Here is a 15,031-nt window from a genome sequence, read left to right on the forward strand (position 1 = left end):
CGATAGCTGCCGAAACGGCCGGAAAGGTAACGGAATTGTCGCGATAAGGTGGCCGGTCGGTACCCGTCGGCCGGTGTCGCTACTGTTGCCGGTGATGTCCGGGGTGTTTACGCGGCTGGTAGGCCAAGAGGCGGTCGTGGCCGAGCTGCTGGCCGCCGCCCGGGCGGATCGCGGTGATTCGGCTCACAGCCGGGCCACCGGCGGGACTATGACACACGCGTGGCTCATCACCGGCCCCCCCGGTTCGGGACGCTCGATCGCGGCCCTGTGTTTCGCGGCCGCGCTGCAATGCACCTCCGACGGGGAACCCGGCTGCGGGCGGTGCCGCGCCTGCACGACGACCATGGCCGGAACCCACGCCGACGTGCGGCGGGTGATTCCCGAGGGCCTGTCGATCGGCGTGGACGAGATGCGCGCCATCGTGCAGATCGCGTCGCGCCGCCCGACCACCGGGCACCGCCAGATCGTGGTGATCGAAGACGCCGATCGGTTGACCGAGGGTGCCGCGAACGCGCTGCTGAAGGTCGTCGAGGAACCGCCGCCGTCGACGGTGTTCCTGTTGTGCGCGCCGTCGGTGGATCCCGAGGACATCGCGGTCACGCTGCGCTCCCGCTGTCGGCATGTCGCGCTGGTGACCCCGTCGACCGAGGCGATCGCGCGCGTTCTGCAGGGCGGCGACGGCCTGGACGCCGACACGGCGAACTGGGCGGCGGCGGTCAGCGGCGGTCACGTCGGGCGGGCGCGCCGCCTGGCCACCGACCCCGAGGCCCGGCAGCGACGCGAGCGGGCGCTGGGACTGGCCCGCGACGCCGCGACCCCGTCGCGGGCGTATGCCGCCGCCGAGGAGTTGGTGGCGGCGGCCGACGCCGAGGCCGTGGTGCTGACCGCGGACCGTGCGGAGGCCGAGACCGAGGAGCTGCGCACGGCGCTGGGCGCCGGCGGCACCGGCAAGGGCACCGCCGGAACGATGCGTGGCGTCACGGGCGCGCTCAAGGATCTCGAGCGTCGGCAGAAGTCCCGCCAGACCCGGGCGTCGCGCGATGCCCTGGACCGGGCGCTGATCGACCTGGCGACCTATTTCCGGGATGCGCTGGTGGTCTCGGCTGGGGCTACTTCGGGAGCCGGGGGGGTTCGGGCCAATCATCCGGATATGGCCGACCGGGTGACGGCGCTGGCCACCCATGCCTCGCCCGAGCGCCTGCTGCGCTGCATCGAAGCGGTCCTGGAGTGCCGGGAGGCCCTGGCGATCAACGTCAAACCCAAGTTCGCCGTCGACGCGATGGTCGCCACCATCGGTCAGGAACTTGGGTGAGTCCGCCCGCCTGCCGTAGACTCGTGCCGCCCGGCGTGAGGGTGTGCCGCCTTAGCTCAGTCGGTAGAGCGATTCACTCGTAATGAATAGGTCGGGGGTTCGATTCCCCCAGGCGGCTCCACGATTTCTTCTTCACCGACCGTCACGCGAGCGTGACGGTCGGCCTCGAGCGTCAGGCCAGCGTGACGCTGGGCCGCCTACTCAGGCCGGGGCTAAGAACCCCACCGGCCCCGACGCGATGCACAGCGCCAGCGCGGTGGTGTTGGCTCGCACGGTGATCGCGTCGCCGGCGCCCGGCAGCCGGGCAAAGACCCGGTTCAGTCCCGGACGCACCGGAACCTTGACGTCGGGCCCCTGCGTCAGCGACAAGGTCATCGAACCGTCGCTGTTGGCGAGGTAGTTGAGCTCGACGGTCCAGTCGGCGGGCAGCAGCGGCCCGTCCAGGATCAGCCGCGCCGGCCTATCCGGTTGCGCGAAATAGCCGCACCGCGGCATGGGCCCCGGCGCGATGGTCCGGATCCAGGTCACCCTCGCGTCGATCAGCCGGCCCGAGCTGTCGAGCATGCGCAATTGCGTTGTCGCCGCGGTGAATTCGGGCCTATCCCGCAGGAGGGCGAACATGTGGCTGGCCAGGTTCTCCGGGTAGGCCACCCGCTGCAGCACCAGCGGGTCGACCTCCTGATCCAGCAGTGGCGCCTTGGAGGCCGCCCGCGCGGCGGCCAGACCCGCGCGGGCGTTGACCAGGTAGGGCTGGGCGGGATTGTCCCGCCAGCTGGTCAGAAACGTCGCCGTCGAGTACAGGCTGCTGGCCACGAATGCCACCGCCAGACCCGCCGTCACCACGGCGCGTCTCGGCGAGGCGTCCAGCCAACGCGGCGCGGCCGGCCGGGTCGGGGCGCACAGCGCGACGGCGGCCAGCAACGCCAGCACCACGACGAGGTCCGGCAGATACCGCAGGGTCTGGGCGAGTTCCAGGGCGGTCTGCTTCGACGACCGCATCAGATAGATCGGCACCTGGCAGGCGACGGCGTACCCGGCCGCGGTGAGCCACACCGGCCCGGCGCGTCGCTTGCGGATCAGCGACAGCGCGAGCGCCCCGGCCAGCACCAGCCAGCCGAGCGCCATCACCGACGGCGGCGGCGTGGCCCACGGCGAGGCGGGCGCCCAGCGGTCCCAGTGCCACGGCCCGCCGGCCAGCCCCGGCACGATGCCGTGGGTGATCGACCGCCACAGCAGGTCCCACGTCATCGCCAGGTCGAAGCTCCACCGCTTTTGATTGACGACGGCCAGGTACAGCGCCACCCAGCCGGCGGTCAACGCCCCCGACGCGATCCACAGCCGCAGGCCGGCCCGCCACACCGTCCGCCACGCGGGCCCGTCACCCCGAACGTGGACCGCTTGCACGTTGCATAGAAGCGCGGCCACCGCGAAGGCGACGAACGGGATCACCGCGGCCTTCTCGAAGAACAGCAGCCCCCCGAGGTAGACCAGCGCGCCGGTCGCCGCGTAGCGCCGGTCGCCGGTGCGGACGAGCAGGATCGCATCGGCGCACACCCAGGCCAGCGCCGCCAGCATGGGCAGCGAGTTCAGCGCCGCCGCCCACCACGCGAAGCCCGGCACGGCCAGCGGCGTGAACAGGGCGAACGTCAACGGGATCAGCAGCGCCCACCGCCAGCCGAGGATGACGTGCAGCGCGCGCAGCAAAGCCAGCGAGGCCAGCAGCTGCAGCACCAGCAGGCTGATCGCCGGCCCGGTCCAGTCCAGCGGCGCCAGGCGGGTGATGGCGCCGGCGAGCAGGAAGGCGGCCGGCATCACGTGGCCGTCGTGGTCGTCGAACAGGTACGCCGGCGACAGCAGGCCCTCGGTGCCCGCCTTCCCGACGAGAATCAGGTCGTCCCAATAGAAGTAGCCGCCGAACGCCAGCGCCGCGCGGATCGCCAGCTGCGCGATGATCAGCGCCGCGGCGGCCGCCCCCACTCTGTATGGTGGGCCGGTGCGCGCACTGGTCACCGGGGCAGCCGGATTCATCGGGTCGACGCTAGTCGACCGCCTGCTGGCCGACGGTCACGCGGTGGTGGGCCTGGACAACTTTGCGACCGGCCGCGCGACCAATCTCGAGCACCTGGCCGGCAATCCCGCGCACGTCTTCGTCGAGGCGGACATCGTGACCGCGGACCTGCGCGCCATCCTCGACGAGCACCGGCCCGAGGTGGTGTTCCACCTGGCGGCGCAGATCGACGTGCGGCGCTCGGTGGCCGACCCGCAATTCGACGCCTCGGTCAACGTCGTCGGCGCGGTGCGCCTGGCCGAGGCCGCACGCCGGACGGGCGTGCGCAAAATCGTGCACACCTCGTCGGGCGGTTCCATCTACGGCACCCCGCCGCGGTACCCGACCAGTGAGGACGACCCGACCGATCCCGCTTCGCCCTACGCCGCGGGCAAGGTGGCCGGCGAGATCTACCTGAATACCTTCCGCCATCTGTACGGCCTGGACTGCTCGCACATCGCGCCGGCCAACGTGTACGGTCCGCGCCAGGACCCGCACGGCGAGGCGGGCGTGGTGGCGATCTTCGCCCAGGCGCTTTTGGAGGGCAAGCCCACCAAGGTGTTCGGCGACGGCACCAACACCCGTGACTACGTGTTCGTCGACGACGTGGTGGACGCCTTCGTCAAGGCCTCCGGGGACGCGGGCGGCGGGCAGCGCTTCAACGTCGGCACCGGAATCGAAACCTCGGACCGCCAACTGCATTCGGCGGTGGCCGCCGCGGTCGGGGGGCCCGACGACCCGGAGTTCCATCCGCCTCGCCTCGGCGACCTGAAGCGGTCCTGCCTCGACATCGGCTTGGCCGCAAGGGTGTTGGGTTGGCGCCCGCAGGTTCAGCTGGACGAGGGTGTGCGCCGGACGGTGGACTACTTCCGGCGGTCGCACGCCGGCTGACCACTTGACAATGCGGCCGATTTTTCGCCCTCAGTTCACGCTGGGCGCGGGTGGCTGCGCGCCCTCCAAAGCCACGGCCCGGGCGAGTCGCGCGTAGCGCAACTCCAGGTCCTTGAACCGCATGTAGGTGCTCAGCGTCGTGAAGCTGAACGCCATGATCAGCGCGTAGAGCATCAGGTCGGTGCCGCGGCGCACCCCGAACCAGTGCGCGACCACCGTCGTGTCGTCCGGCCGCAGCACGGCATAGATGCCGGCCAGCACGAACAGGATGTACCCGACCTTGACCCAGGCCTTGGAACGTGAACTGCGCCGCGACCGCAGCAGGTAGACCAGCAGCGCGATGATCGACCCGATCAGCAGCACCTGGATCCAGTTCATGATGTCCTCCCTCGCAGGAACCCGTCGAAGACGATGTTGACGCCGTTGAGCAGGGGCTGCCCCTTCGACTTCGAATACTCGGTGTAGAGCACCTCGACCGGCACTTCGGCCACGCGCCAATGGTTTTCGGCGATCAACGCGATGAACTCGTTGGCGTGACTCATGCCGCTCATGGTGATGTCCAGCCCGTCGGCGACCTTCTTGTTGAACACCCGCAGCCCATTGTTGGTGTCGGTCAAGCCGAGTCGGCGGCCGCGCCGGCTCAGCCGCGCGGCCGTTCGCAACACGACCCGCTTCAGAAACGGCGGCCGGTCGCCCCGCTGCGCGCCGAACCGCGTCCCGATGACGACGTCGACGTCACCCGCGCGGAGCCGGTCGATCATCGCGACCACGTCCGTGACGCGATGCTGGCCGTCGGCGTCGAACGTGGCGAAGACCTGCGCGCCGGGCTGCTTGCGGGCGTACTCCACGCCGGTCTGGATCGCCGCGCCCTGCCCCAGGTTGATGGGATGGCGCACCAGGTGGGCCCCGGCGCCCCTGGCGATCTCGCCGGTGTCGTCGGTGCTGCCGTCGTCGACGCAGACGACGTGGTCGAAGACCGAGCGCACGTCGGCGATCACCTCGTCAATGACGGAGGCTTCGTTGAAGGCGGGAACGACGATCCAGACGCCGGGGTGATGCGTTTGAGTGCCCATTAACCCCACAAGACTAGCCAGCATCAGCCGGTTAGGCGCCCGGCACGCGCCAGCGCCCACAGATGGACGCCGATGCCCACCAACGGGCCGCACAACAAGCCGACCACGGTGCGGGTCGGCAACGGCAGCGGCAACAACAGCAACAGTCCCGACGCCACCGTCGCCCCCACCCAGCCCAGCGCGTAGGCCCGGTGCAGCGCGGCCGCCACCGCGGCGGCACCGGTCAGGGTCAGCGCGGCGATCGCCACGGCGGCCGCCGTCAGCCAGGCCAGCAGCGCGCCACTGGCCTGGTACTGCGGCCCGAAGCCGACCCGCAGCAACCACGGGCCCACGACGCCCGCCGCCAGCACCCCGACCGCGCCGATGCCGCCGATGACCGCCGCCGGGGCGATCAGGGCCCGTAGCCGGTCGCCGCGCTCGTCGACGAAATGGGCGATGAGATTGCCCTGCATGGCGGTCAGCGGCACCAGCAGGGGAGCGCGGGTCAACGTCACGGCCAGGATGATCACGCCGCCCTGCGCCCCCAGCTCGCTGCTGGTCAGCTTGAGCAGCACCGGAAACCCCATCACCAGGATCGCGCTGGCCCCGGCCGCGGTGACGGAATGGGCGGCCCCGCGCAGGAACGCCGCGGTCCCGCCCGGCGTCAACAGGCGCGCCGCGGCGCGCGCCGCGGGCGAGGCCGCCAGCATGATCAGCCAGGCCGCCGCGCCCGCCACCGTCGCCCACAAGTACCCAGTCAGGCCCCACGCGGTCACGAACGTGGCCGCGGCGACCGCCACCCGGATGACCGCGTCGGTCACCATCAGCGCCCCGTACTGGGTCCACCGGTTGGTGCCGGCCAGCACGCCCAGCAGGGTGGCGTGCAGGCAAAACCCGGCCAGCCCGACGCTGAGCAGCCCCACCGACAACCAGCGCGCCTCGACGAATACCCGCGCGCTCCACAACGGCGAGCTGCCGGCGATCGCGAGGGCCGCGGCCGCGCCGACCATCGCGGCGACGCGCAGCGGATGGGCGCGAGCCCCGGTCACCGCGTCCGGGTCGCGGAGGTACTGCGTCGAGCGAACCTCGCGGGTGGCTTCCTGAAGCAGGCCGTTGGCGGCGCCGGTGACCAGGCCGAACGCCCCCCAGAACACGCCGAAAACCGAAAAGCCGCCCGGAGCCAAATCACGGGCGGCCAGATAGATCACCGCGTATCCGCACAGCGCGGTCACGGCCGTGGCGGTGCCGACCCGGGCCACGCTGCCCCGCGCGACCGGCCCCCGAGAGGCCCCGAGTTCGGTCACCGGGGCAGCGCTCTCGGCCGACCGCCCCGATGTACCGCCAGCATCGCCACAATTTGAAAATAGTAAGTGCGGCGGCGCCGACGGCCCGCGCTGGCGACGCGGTTCGCTATCGTGAGCGGCTGTCGGGAAGGAGCCATGGCCGCCATACGCGTCTTCGGCATCTCGCTGTTACTCACCGTGGCGGCCTTCGTGGCCGGATATGTCCACGGCGGGCCCAACGCCCTGTTTCTGCTCGTGGTGCTGGCCGTCCTCGAGGTGTCGCTGTCGTTCGACAACGCCATCATCAACGCGGCGATCCTGCAGCGGATGAGCCCGTTTTGGCGGCAGATGTTCCTCACGCTCGGGATCCTCATCGCGGTATTCGGGATGCGGCTCTTCTTCCCGCTGCTCATCGTGTGGGCGACCGCGGGCCTCGACCCGGTTCGCGCGATGATGCTGGCGCTGCGTCCGCCGCCGCACGGCGCGCTGGAATTTCCGGACGGCTCACCGAGCTACGAAAAGCTGATCATCTCCGCCCACCCGGAGATCGCGGCCTTCGGCGGCATCTTCCTGTTGATGCTGTTTTTGGATTTCGTCTTTCACGACCGGGACATCAAGTGGCTCAAGTGGTTTGAAATCCCGTTCGCCCGCATCGGGCGGCTCGGACAGGTGTCGGTGGTGGTGGCCGGCGTCGCGCTGGTCGTCGTCGGCACCCAGCTGACGCACTCCAGCGAGGAGCGTGTGGAGGTGCTGACGGCCGGGCTGCTGGGCCTGGTGGCGTATCTGGTCGTCAACGGTCTGAGTCGGGCGTTTCGTCCGCCGGACGTCAAGGCCGTGGGGGGCGCCCCGGCGGTCGGCACCGCCGGCCTGACCCTGTTCGTCTATCTGGAGTTCCTCGACGCCGCCTTCTCGTTCGACGGTGTCACCGGCGCCTTCGCGATCACGTCCGACCCGATCATCATTGTGCTCGGCCTGGGGCTGGTCGGGTCGATGTTCGTCCGGTCGATCACTGTCTACCTGGTCCACCAGGAGGCGCTGGACCGCTACGTGTACCTGGAGCACGGCGCGCACTGGGCGATCGGCGCGCTGGCCGTGATCATGCTGCTCTCCATCGAGCCGCGGTTCCAGGTCCCCGAGGTGGTAACCGCCTCGGTCGGCATGGTCTTCATCGGGGCGGCTCTGAGCTGGAGCGTGCTGCGCAATCGGCGCAACGCGCGAGGTTAGGCCTCGATCTGGCCGGCGATGCGCCGTTCGATGGCGGCCCGGGCCGGGGCCGGCAGCACGATAAGCCCGTCGAGCTCCAGGCGCCGTTCGGCCCGGCGCGGTTGCGCTGGCGGCGTCAGTACGCGTCAGGGCGCGTCAGTGTTCGGCGGCCTTGAACCGCTCCACGGAACGCTGCACCTCGGCCTCGGCCTCGGCGCGGTCCACCCAGTTGGCCGTCTTGACGAACTTGCCCGGCTCCAGGGCCTTGTATTGCGAGAAAAAGTGCTTGATCACATCCAGTTCGAACCCCGGAACGTCCCCGACGTCCTGGATGTGGTCCCAGCGGTGGTCGCCGGCGGGAACGCACAGCACCTTGTCGTCGCCGCCGTGCTCGTCGACCATGCGGAACATTCCCACCGGGCGCGACTCCACGATCACGCCGGGGAACACGGGCTCCGGCAGCAGCACCAGCGCGTCCAGCGGGTCGCCGTCCTCGCCGAGGGTGTCCTCGATGAAGCCGTAGTCGGTGGGATAGGCCATCGAGGTGTAGAGGTAGCGGTCCAGGCGCACCCGGCCGGTCTCGTGATCGACCTCGTACTTGTTGCGCTGGCCTTTAGGAATTTCGATGGTCACGTCGAATTGCACCGTGCCGGCTCCTTTATCAGGGGTAGGTCTAGGTAGTCAGTCGGGTCGGGCATCCACCCTAGTCGAGCGCGTTATGGCCGATTCGGCAGAATAGGTTCAAACAGTCAGGAGAGTGATGGGTCCTACTCGCCGGCGGAAATCCACCCAAGCGCTCATCGGGTTGGCCGTGCTGGCGTTTGTCGCCGCGGTGGTGGCGGCGGCAACGTTTTTCACCACGGGTGGCCACGGCGCCGGCGCCGCGCACGCCCCCGTGCCGCCGCCGCGCCCGCCGACGGTCAAGCCCGGGATGGTCCCGGTCGCCGACACGGCCGAGACACCCAGCCCCGGCGGGGTGGGGGCCGCGCTCGCGCCCGCGGCCGCCGATCCCAATCTCGGCAGGTTGGGCGGCCGGATCACCGACGCCAGCACCGGGAAAGAGCTTTGGCAGGTGGCCGACGACGTGCCGTTGGTGCCGGCGTCGACCAACAAGGTCCTGACCGCGGCCGCGGCGTTGCTGACGCTGGACCGTCAGGCCCGGATCAGCACCCGGGTGGTCGCCGGCGGCCCGAACCCCCAGGGCCCCGTCGTGCTGGTGGGCGCGGGCGATCCGACGCTGTCGGCGGCGCCGCCCGACGTGCCCACCTGGTATCGCGGCGCGCCGCGGATCAGCGACCTTGTCGAACAGGTTCGCCGCAGCGGCGTGACGCCGACCGCGGTGCAGGTGGACACCTCGGCGTTCAGCGGGCCGACGATGGCGCAGGGCTGGGATCCGTCCGACGTCGACAATGGCGACATCGCGCCGATCGAGTCGGCCATGATCGACGCCGGGCGCATCCAGCCGACCACGGTCAATTCGCGACGGTCGAGGACCCCGGCGCTGGACGCCGGGCGGGAGCTGGCCAAGGGGCTCGGCCTGGATCCCGCCGCGGTGACGATCGCGACGGCGCCGTCCGGCGCGCGGCAGCTGGCCGTGGTGCAGTCCGCGCCGTTGGTGCAGCGGCTGTCCGAGATGATGGACCACTCCGACAACGTGATGGCCGAATGCATCGGCCGCGAGGTCGCGGCGGCGATCAACCGGCCGCGAAGCTTCGCCGGGGCGGTCGACGCGGTGACCAACCGGCTGAGCACCGCGCACGTCGACACCACCGGTGCCGCGCTGACGGATTCCAGCGGGCTTTCGGTCGACGACCGGCTGACCGCCAAGACGCTCGACGGTGTGGTGCAGGCGGCCGCGGGGCCCGACCAGCCCCCGCTGCGCGCGCTGCTGGATCTCCTCCCGATCGCCGGCGGCAGCGGGACGCTGGCCGACCGCTTCCTCGACCCGGCCACCAATCAGGGCCCGGCGGGCTGGCTGCGCGCCAAGACCGGCTCGTTGACCGCCATCAACTCGCTGGTTGGGGTGCTCACCGACCGCAGCGGACGCGTGCTCACGTTCGCGTTCATCTCCAACGACGCCGGCCCGACCGGCCGCAACGCGATGGATGCCCTGGCCACCAGGCTCTGGTCGTGCGGCTGCGCATGACGCCGTCGTCGGGGGTGACCCTGGGCACCGCTGTCGACTGGCGATTCGCGGCCACCGTCGGCCAGCGGCTGGCCCGGCCGGGGCCGTCGGCCAGCGACTACACCCGGCGCCAGGCGATCGACGAGCTGACGAGCGCTGCGGCGAAGGCCGAACCGCCCGTGCGCGACGTCACGGGGCTGGTCACCGACGGCTTCGACAAGGGCTTTGACGAAAGCGACGTGCCGGCGGCCCGCATCGTCGACCGGCCCGAGTGGATCGGGGCGGCGGCCGAGTCGATGCGGGTGATGACCAACGGGGGCGATAAGCCGCATGGGTTCATCACCGGCCGTGTCACCGGGGCGCAGACGGGCGCCGTGCTGGCGTTCGTGTCGTCCGGGATTCTCGGGCAGTACGACCCGTTCGCCAGGGGCCGGGAGGCCACAAACGAGGGGAGCCTGTTGCTGGTGTATCCGAACGTCATCGCCGTCGAGCGTCAGCTTCGGGTCGAGCCCTCCGACTTCCGGTTGTGGGTGTGCCTGCACGAGGTCACCCATCGGGTGCAGTTCACCGCCAACCCCTGGCTGTCCGATTACATGTCGCGGGCGCTGGGGCTGTTGACCCAGGACGTGGGGGAGGACCTCGGCCAGGTGGTGAAGCGGCTCGCCGACTTCGTCCGCGACCGCGGCAGCGGGGCGTCCGACGACAACCCGACGGGCATCCTCGGCCTGGTGCGCGCCGTGCAATCCGAGCCGCAGCGCCAAGCGCTGGATCAGCTGCTGGTGCTCGGCACGCTGCTGGAGGGCCACGCCGACCACGTGATGGATGCGGTCGGGCCGCGGGTGGTGCCGTCGGTGGCCAGCATCCGCCGTCGATTCGACGAGCGTCGCCATCGCCAGCAGCCGCCGCTGCAGCGCCTGCTGCGCGCGCTGCTGGGGCTCGACGCCAAGCTGAGCCAATACACCCGCGGCAAGGCGTTCGTCGACCACGTGGTGGGCCGGGTCGGAATGGAGCGGTTCAACGCCGTCTGGTCGGGTCCCGAAACGCTGCCGCTGCCCGCCGAGATCGAAGAACCCCAGCGATGGATCGACAGGGTGCTGTAGGGCAGCTGCGCGCGGCTGTCGAGGCGTTCGCTCGGACTCATCTGGTCGCCGGGGACCGATGGTGCGTGGCGCTGTCCGGTGGCCCGGACTCGCTGGCGCTGACGGCGGTCGCGGCCCCGCTGCGGCCCACCACCGCGCTGATCGTGGATCACGGCCTGCAGGCCGATTCGGCGGCCGTCGCCGAGACCGCGCGGAAGCAAGCCCTCGCCCTGGGTTGTGTTGACGCACAAGTGCTTTGCGTGCAGGTGGGCCCATCCGGGCCCGGCGGCGGTCCCGAGGCGGCGGCGCGCACCGCCCGCTACACCGCGCTGAGCGAGTGCCGCGACGGCCCCGTCCTGTTGGCTCATACGCTGGACGATCAGGCCGAGACGGTGCTGCTGGGGCTGGGCCGCGGCTCCGGGATGCGCTCGATCGCCGGGATGCGCCCGCACGACCCACCGTGGTGTCGGCCGCTGCTGGGCGTGCGTCGCGCCGTCACGCACGCCGTGTGCCGGGAGCTGGGCCTGGCGGCGTGGCAGGATCCGCACAACAGCGACCGCCGCTTCACCCGGGCCCGGCTGCGCCTGGAGGTGCTGCCGCTGCTGGAGGACGTGCTGGGCGGCGGGGTGGCCGAGGCGCTGGCCCGCACCGCCACGGCGCTGCGCGAGGACACCGAGCTGATCGACACGCTCGCCGCGGCGGCGCTGCCCGAGGCGCGGGCGGGCTCGGGGCTGCAAGCCGGGGCCCTGGCCGCGCTGGCAGGCCCGGTTCGGCGCCGGGTGATCCGCAGCTGGCTGCTGGCCGGGGGCGCGACCGGGCTGACGGACAAGCAAATCCGCGGCGTGGACGCGCTGGTTACCGCGTGGCGCGGGCAGGGCGGGGTGGCGGTCGGGTCGAGCCTGCGTGGGGAGCGATTGGTCGCCGGGCGGCGCGACGGCGCGCTCGCGCTGTGGCGCGAGCCTGTGTAAACACGGGCTGCCGTTGGTTATTCGGCCGGTGGCGTGGCACTCTGTGGTCGTGGCCCAGACCTCCTCGGCGATCACCCCCGCGCAGCCCGTGGAGCTATACCCCGGGGACATCAAGTCGGTGCTGCTCACCGCGGAGCAGATTCAGGCCCGCATCGGCGAACTGGGCGAGGAAATCGGCAACCACTATCGCGACGTCAACACCGAGACCGGCCAGGATCTGCTGCTGATCACCGTGCTCAAGGGCGCGGTGATCTTCGTCACGGACCTGGCGCGCGCGATTCCGGTGCCGACGCAGTTCGAGTTCATGGCCGTCAGCTCCTACGGATCCTCGACCTCGTCGTCGGGCGTGGTGCGGATCCTCAAGGACCTGGACCGCGACATCAACGATCGCGACGTGCTGATCGTCGAGGACGTCGTCGACTCGGGCCTGACGTTGTCCTGGCTGCTGCGCAACCTGAAAACCCGCCATCCGCGCTCGCTGCGGGTGTGCACGCTGCTTCGCAAGCCCGACGCGGTGCGCGCCAACGTCGAGATCGCCTACGTGGGCTTCGACATTCCCAACGACTTCGTCGTGGGCTACGGCCTGGACTATGACGAGCGTTACCGCGACCTGTCCTACATCGGCACGCTGGACCCCAGGGTCTACGAGCAGTAGCCGAGACCTAGTCCAGCTCCCACACCGCGGTCACCGAGAAGCTCACGGTCTGCTGGCCGGGTTCGAGTGGAACCGCGGACATGCTGCGAGGCGGCGCGGGCGGCCCGCCGCCGGGGGTCTCCGAGAGGGAAAGGACCCTGCCCAGCCGCAGGCCGGACAGCTGGGCGTACTGGTCGGCACGGCTCTTGGCGTCGTTAAAAGCCCGCGCACGGGCGTCCTTGACCAGCTGCGAGTCGTCGGCGATGGAGTAGCTGACCGAGCTGATCCGGGTCGCGTCGCCGCCGCTGTCGACGATGACGGCCAGCATTCGCGACGCGGAGTCGGCCGGGTGGATCTTGACCTGGATCGCGTTGGTGGCGCGGTAGCCGGTGACGGTGGCGGTCCCGTTGGGCTCGGGGTTGCCGTACTGAGGTTGCAGCGTCACGGTGGTGGTGCTGATGTTTTTGCGGTCCAGGCCCGCGCCGACCAGCGCGTTGATCACGGCCTGCTGGCGATCGTTGGTCTGGTTCATCGCGGTGGTGACGTCGGGCGCGGTGAACTCGATGCCGGCGTCGGCGGTCAAAGTGTCTGGGACACCCTGAATTTGCCCCGAGCCGACCACGGTTACCTGACGCGGATTCGCCCCCGGCTGTGGTGAGTTGTGCTTGTCGCACGCCGCCAGCGCGGCGACGGCCAGGCCGGCGGCGGCGACAGCTATCGACCCGCGGACCAACCCCGGGGCGTTCATTGCGATCTGCATGTGTGGACCCTCTCAGAAGGGTGGGTCGTCGGGCAAGGGCGCCAGGGCCGGTTCGTCGGGGGTCCAGTCCGGTGGCAGCTCTTCGGCTTCGCGGGGGTCGTTCACCCATCTGCAAAACGGGCTGGTACTGGGTGCGCCCTTGAACGCAAACAGCATGTCGCGCATGTGGTTTCGGAATTTGCGGTCTGCGATTTCCTGCTTGCGGGCCCGTTCGAGCCGGACTCGAGCCTCGTTGATGGGCCGTTGCTCCCGATTGTGCTTGCGCGCCTGGGCAATCCGGGCGCTGCGCTGCTGCGAGCGGCTGCGTCTGCTGGGCGCCGGCGGCGCGCATGCCGGCCCGCGCGGCTGCGGGAAGAGGTCGGCACCCGCCGGAAACGTCCGATAGGTCCGCCCGGTGGGCGAGGTCCAAACGACCGTACCGTCGGTCAGTTGAGTATCGCGCCATCCGCCGAATGTCTTGAGCCGATGGTGTTGCCTACAAAGGCATTTGAGATTTTCGGCGACCGTCAACCCGCCCGCCGCCGGATTCTGGTGGTTGAACGGAATTGTGTGGTCGATGTCGCAGACCGTGGCCGGGCGGCTGCACCCGGGAAACCGACACGTCAGATCCCGACACCGCACGGCGCGTTCCAGTGCCGCCGACGGTTGATAACGCAGCGCCTCCACCGGACTGGTCGTCGGATTGGCCACCAGCACCGAGGCCGCGGCGGCCAACGCGCGAACCTGCTCGGCGTCGATGACCCCGTACCCCTGTAGATAACCGGGCTGACTGCTGTCGCCATACACGGTGTGGTCGCTGGCCACCACGTTGATCACCACCCGCGCCCCGCCCCGATCGGGCGGCGCTTCGTGCTCGCCGGCTTTGGTCGGGCAATCGGGTTGCCCGCAGGCGCACGCCAGGCGGCGGCCCTGGGCCAGCGCGGCCAACGCGTCGGCGCGGCGCTGATCCATCGTGCGTGGGTCGGCCGGGCACACCTGCGCGGCGAGCTGCGACAGCCGCCGGTCGAAGGTCGCCGCGGCCGCGGCGCCGACGGTGCCGTAGACCTCGGCCATCCCATTGTCGAGCGCGTTGATTCCGATGTGTCGGTCGTCCTCGGCGGCCACGCGGCGCTCCCGGGCAGCATCGGGATCGACGGTGCGCACCGCGGCGTCGACGGCGTTGACGATCCGCTGCCGTGACCAGCCATGCCAGTTGCCGATGCGCGCGGCCAGCGATTGGTCAAGCTTGGCGATCAGCCCGTCGTCGGTGACCAGATCGGTGCGGCTGATGATCAATCGCACGGTGCGCCAATCAGTTCGCCCCTCGGCCGACAGCGCCGCAACCTTGGGCAATCGGGTGTCCAGCGCCTCGGCATCCGACACCAGGCAACTGGCCGCCATCGGCGACAGGTTCATCGCGGCGGCCACCTCGGCACTGGTCTGCTCGAATCCGGTGATCACCGCATGCCCGCGCTGGGCTTCGGCCCGCTCGGCCGCGGCAACCCGATGCTGCAGCAATGCCGCCACCGCCGCCATCCGCCCCGCCACCAGCATCGATTCCTGCCGATGCGTGGACTCGACCGCCGCAATCAGCGCGTCGGGCTCCAGCCGGCGTATCGCCGCCGGATCGGGCAATGTATCGAACATGCATTCGAGTATAGCGGGCGGCGACGACAACTTTCCTGCCCGTTTCTTGCC

14 protein-coding genes and 1 tRNA gene are annotated in these 15,031 nt (G+C 70.5%); 8 read left to right on the forward strand and 7 right to left on the reverse strand.

The window, feature by feature from the left end; translation table 11 throughout:
• The first annotated feature begins 94 nt into the window (after positions 1 to 94).
• Both G6N25_RS11955 and G6N25_RS11960 read left to right on the forward strand, forming a co-directional pair.
• Positions 95 to 1,312, forward strand: a complete 1,218-nt coding sequence (locus G6N25_RS11955; protein ID WP_083073795.1) for a DNA polymerase III subunit delta' — start codon at positions 95 to 97, stop codon at positions 1,310 to 1,312.
• Positions 1,313 to 1,357: 45 nt separating this feature from the next.
• A tRNA-Thr gene (locus G6N25_RS11960) sits at positions 1,358 to 1,433 on the forward strand.
• 80 nt (positions 1,434 to 1,513) lie between these two features.
• On the opposite strand, the gene G6N25_RS11965 is transcribed toward G6N25_RS11960, so the two are convergent.
• A complete protein-coding gene (locus G6N25_RS11965) occupies positions 1,514 to 3,340 on the reverse strand; it encodes a hypothetical protein (protein WP_232065779.1) in 1,827 nt (608 codons plus the stop codon).
• Between G6N25_RS11965 and G6N25_RS11970 the strand changes: the two genes are divergently transcribed.
• The gene (locus G6N25_RS11970) at positions 3,306 to 4,250 is read left to right on the forward strand and encodes an NAD-dependent epimerase/dehydratase family protein (protein WP_083073793.1); all 945 of its coding nucleotides are present in this window, start codon (positions 3,306 to 3,308) and stop codon (positions 4,248 to 4,250) included. The genes G6N25_RS11965 and G6N25_RS11970 overlap by 35 nt on opposite strands.
• A 30-nt stretch (positions 4,251 to 4,280) precedes the next feature.
• Here G6N25_RS11970 and G6N25_RS11975 read toward each other — a convergent pair whose 3' ends face one another.
• From G6N25_RS11975 to G6N25_RS11985, 3 genes are read right to left on the reverse strand one after another with little or no spacing between them, the layout of a single operon-like run.
• Positions 4,281 to 4,628: a DUF2304 domain-containing protein gene (locus G6N25_RS11975; protein WP_083073756.1), complete on the reverse strand. Its 348-nt coding sequence runs from the start codon at positions 4,626 to 4,628 to the stop codon at positions 4,281 to 4,283.
• Complete coding sequence (locus G6N25_RS11980) at positions 4,625 to 5,323, reverse strand: glycosyltransferase family 2 protein (RefSeq protein ID WP_083073755.1); 699 nt, start codon at positions 5,321 to 5,323, stop codon at positions 4,625 to 4,627. Before G6N25_RS11980 ends, G6N25_RS11975 begins: the two co-directional genes overlap by 4 nt.
• Before the next feature lie 23 nt (positions 5,324 to 5,346).
• Positions 5,347 to 6,606, reverse strand: coding sequence for a hypothetical protein (locus G6N25_RS11985; protein ID WP_083073754.1), 1,260 nt, complete (start codon positions 6,604 to 6,606; stop codon positions 5,347 to 5,349).
• A gap of 135 nt (positions 6,607 to 6,741) precedes the next feature.
• On the opposite strand from G6N25_RS11985, the gene G6N25_RS11990 reads away from it, so the two are divergent.
• Positions 6,742 to 7,809, forward strand: coding sequence for a DUF475 domain-containing protein (locus tag G6N25_RS11990; RefSeq protein WP_083073753.1), 1,068 nt, complete (start codon positions 6,742 to 6,744; stop codon positions 7,807 to 7,809).
• Between the two features lie 135 nt (positions 7,810 to 7,944).
• Here G6N25_RS11990 and G6N25_RS11995 read toward each other — a convergent pair whose 3' ends face one another.
• Positions 7,945 to 8,433 carry an inorganic diphosphatase gene (locus G6N25_RS11995; protein ID WP_083073752.1) on the reverse strand — a complete coding sequence of 163 codons (489 nt, stop codon included), beginning with the start codon at positions 8,431 to 8,433 and terminating at the stop codon, positions 7,945 to 7,947.
• Positions 8,434 to 8,548: 115 nt separating this feature from the next.
• Here G6N25_RS11995 and dacB point away from each other — a divergent pair, with 115 nt between their 5' ends.
• The 4 genes from dacB to hpt are packed head-to-tail and all read left to right on the forward strand — an operon-like array spanning position 8,549 to position 12,615.
• A complete protein-coding gene (gene dacB, locus G6N25_RS12000; protein ID WP_083073751.1) occupies positions 8,549 to 9,934 on the forward strand; it encodes a D-alanyl-D-alanine carboxypeptidase/D-alanyl-D-alanine endopeptidase in 1,386 nt (461 codons plus the stop codon).
• Positions 9,931 to 11,013, forward strand: a complete 1,083-nt coding sequence (locus G6N25_RS12005) for a zinc-dependent metalloprotease (protein WP_083073792.1) — start codon at positions 9,931 to 9,933, stop codon at positions 11,011 to 11,013. The genes dacB and G6N25_RS12005 overlap by 4 nt, the downstream gene beginning before the upstream one ends.
• Positions 10,992 to 11,960, forward strand: a complete 969-nt coding sequence (tilS, locus tag G6N25_RS12010; protein ID WP_083073750.1) for a tRNA lysidine(34) synthetase TilS — start codon at positions 10,992 to 10,994, stop codon at positions 11,958 to 11,960. Before G6N25_RS12005 ends, tilS begins: the two co-directional genes overlap by 22 nt.
• 43 nt (positions 11,961 to 12,003) lie before the next feature.
• A complete protein-coding gene (gene hpt / locus G6N25_RS12015) occupies positions 12,004 to 12,615 on the forward strand; it encodes a hypoxanthine phosphoribosyltransferase (RefSeq protein ID WP_083073749.1) in 612 nt (203 codons plus the stop codon).
• Between the two features lie 7 nt (positions 12,616 to 12,622).
• On the opposite strand, the gene G6N25_RS12020 is transcribed toward hpt, so the two are convergent.
• Entirely contained in the window at positions 12,623 to 13,354 is a 732-nt protein-coding gene (locus tag G6N25_RS12020; RefSeq protein WP_083073748.1) for an SIMPL domain-containing protein, read from the reverse strand.
• A 12-nt stretch (positions 13,355 to 13,366) separates the two neighbouring features.
• Positions 13,367 to 14,980 carry an HNH endonuclease signature motif containing protein gene (locus G6N25_RS12025; protein ID WP_083073747.1) on the reverse strand — a complete coding sequence of 538 codons (1,614 nt, stop codon included), beginning with the start codon at positions 14,978 to 14,980 and terminating at the stop codon, positions 13,367 to 13,369.
• Positions 14,981 to 15,031: the final 51 nt, after the last annotated feature.

This window comes from Mycobacterium heidelbergense (assembly GCF_010730745.1).
GTDB classification, from domain to species: domain Bacteria; phylum Actinomycetota; class Actinomycetes; order Mycobacteriales; family Mycobacteriaceae; genus Mycobacterium; species Mycobacterium heidelbergense.

Coding starts and splice junctions, on each gene's coding strand:
- tilS (WP_083073750.1), top strand. CDS start 10,992: ATGGATCGACAGGGTGCTGTAGGGCAGCTGCGCGCGGCTGTCGAGGCG.
- G6N25_RS11955 (WP_083073795.1), top strand. CDS start 95: ATGTCCGGGGTGTTTACGCGGCTGGTAGGCCAAGAGGCGGTCGTGGCC.
- G6N25_RS12025 (WP_083073747.1), bottom strand. CDS start 14,980: ATGTTCGATACATTGCCCGATCCGGCGGCGATACGCCGGCTGGAGCCC.
- G6N25_RS11965 (WP_232065779.1), bottom strand. CDS start 3,340: ATGAATCCGGCTGCCCCGGTGACCAGTGCGCGCACCGGCCCACCATAC.
- dacB (WP_083073751.1), top strand. CDS start 8,549: ATGGGTCCTACTCGCCGGCGGAAATCCACCCAAGCGCTCATCGGGTTG.
- G6N25_RS12005 (WP_083073792.1), top strand. CDS start 9,931: ATGACGCCGTCGTCGGGGGTGACCCTGGGCACCGCTGTCGACTGGCGA.
- G6N25_RS12020 (WP_083073748.1), bottom strand. CDS start 13,354: ATGCAGATCGCAATGAACGCCCCGGGGTTGGTCCGCGGGTCGATAGCT.
- G6N25_RS11980 (WP_083073755.1), bottom strand. CDS start 5,323: ATGGGCACTCAAACGCATCACCCCGGCGTCTGGATCGTCGTTCCCGCC.
- G6N25_RS11975 (WP_083073756.1), bottom strand. CDS start 4,628: ATGAACTGGATCCAGGTGCTGCTGATCGGGTCGATCATCGCGCTGCTG.
- G6N25_RS11990 (WP_083073753.1), top strand. CDS start 6,742: ATGGCCGCCATACGCGTCTTCGGCATCTCGCTGTTACTCACCGTGGCG.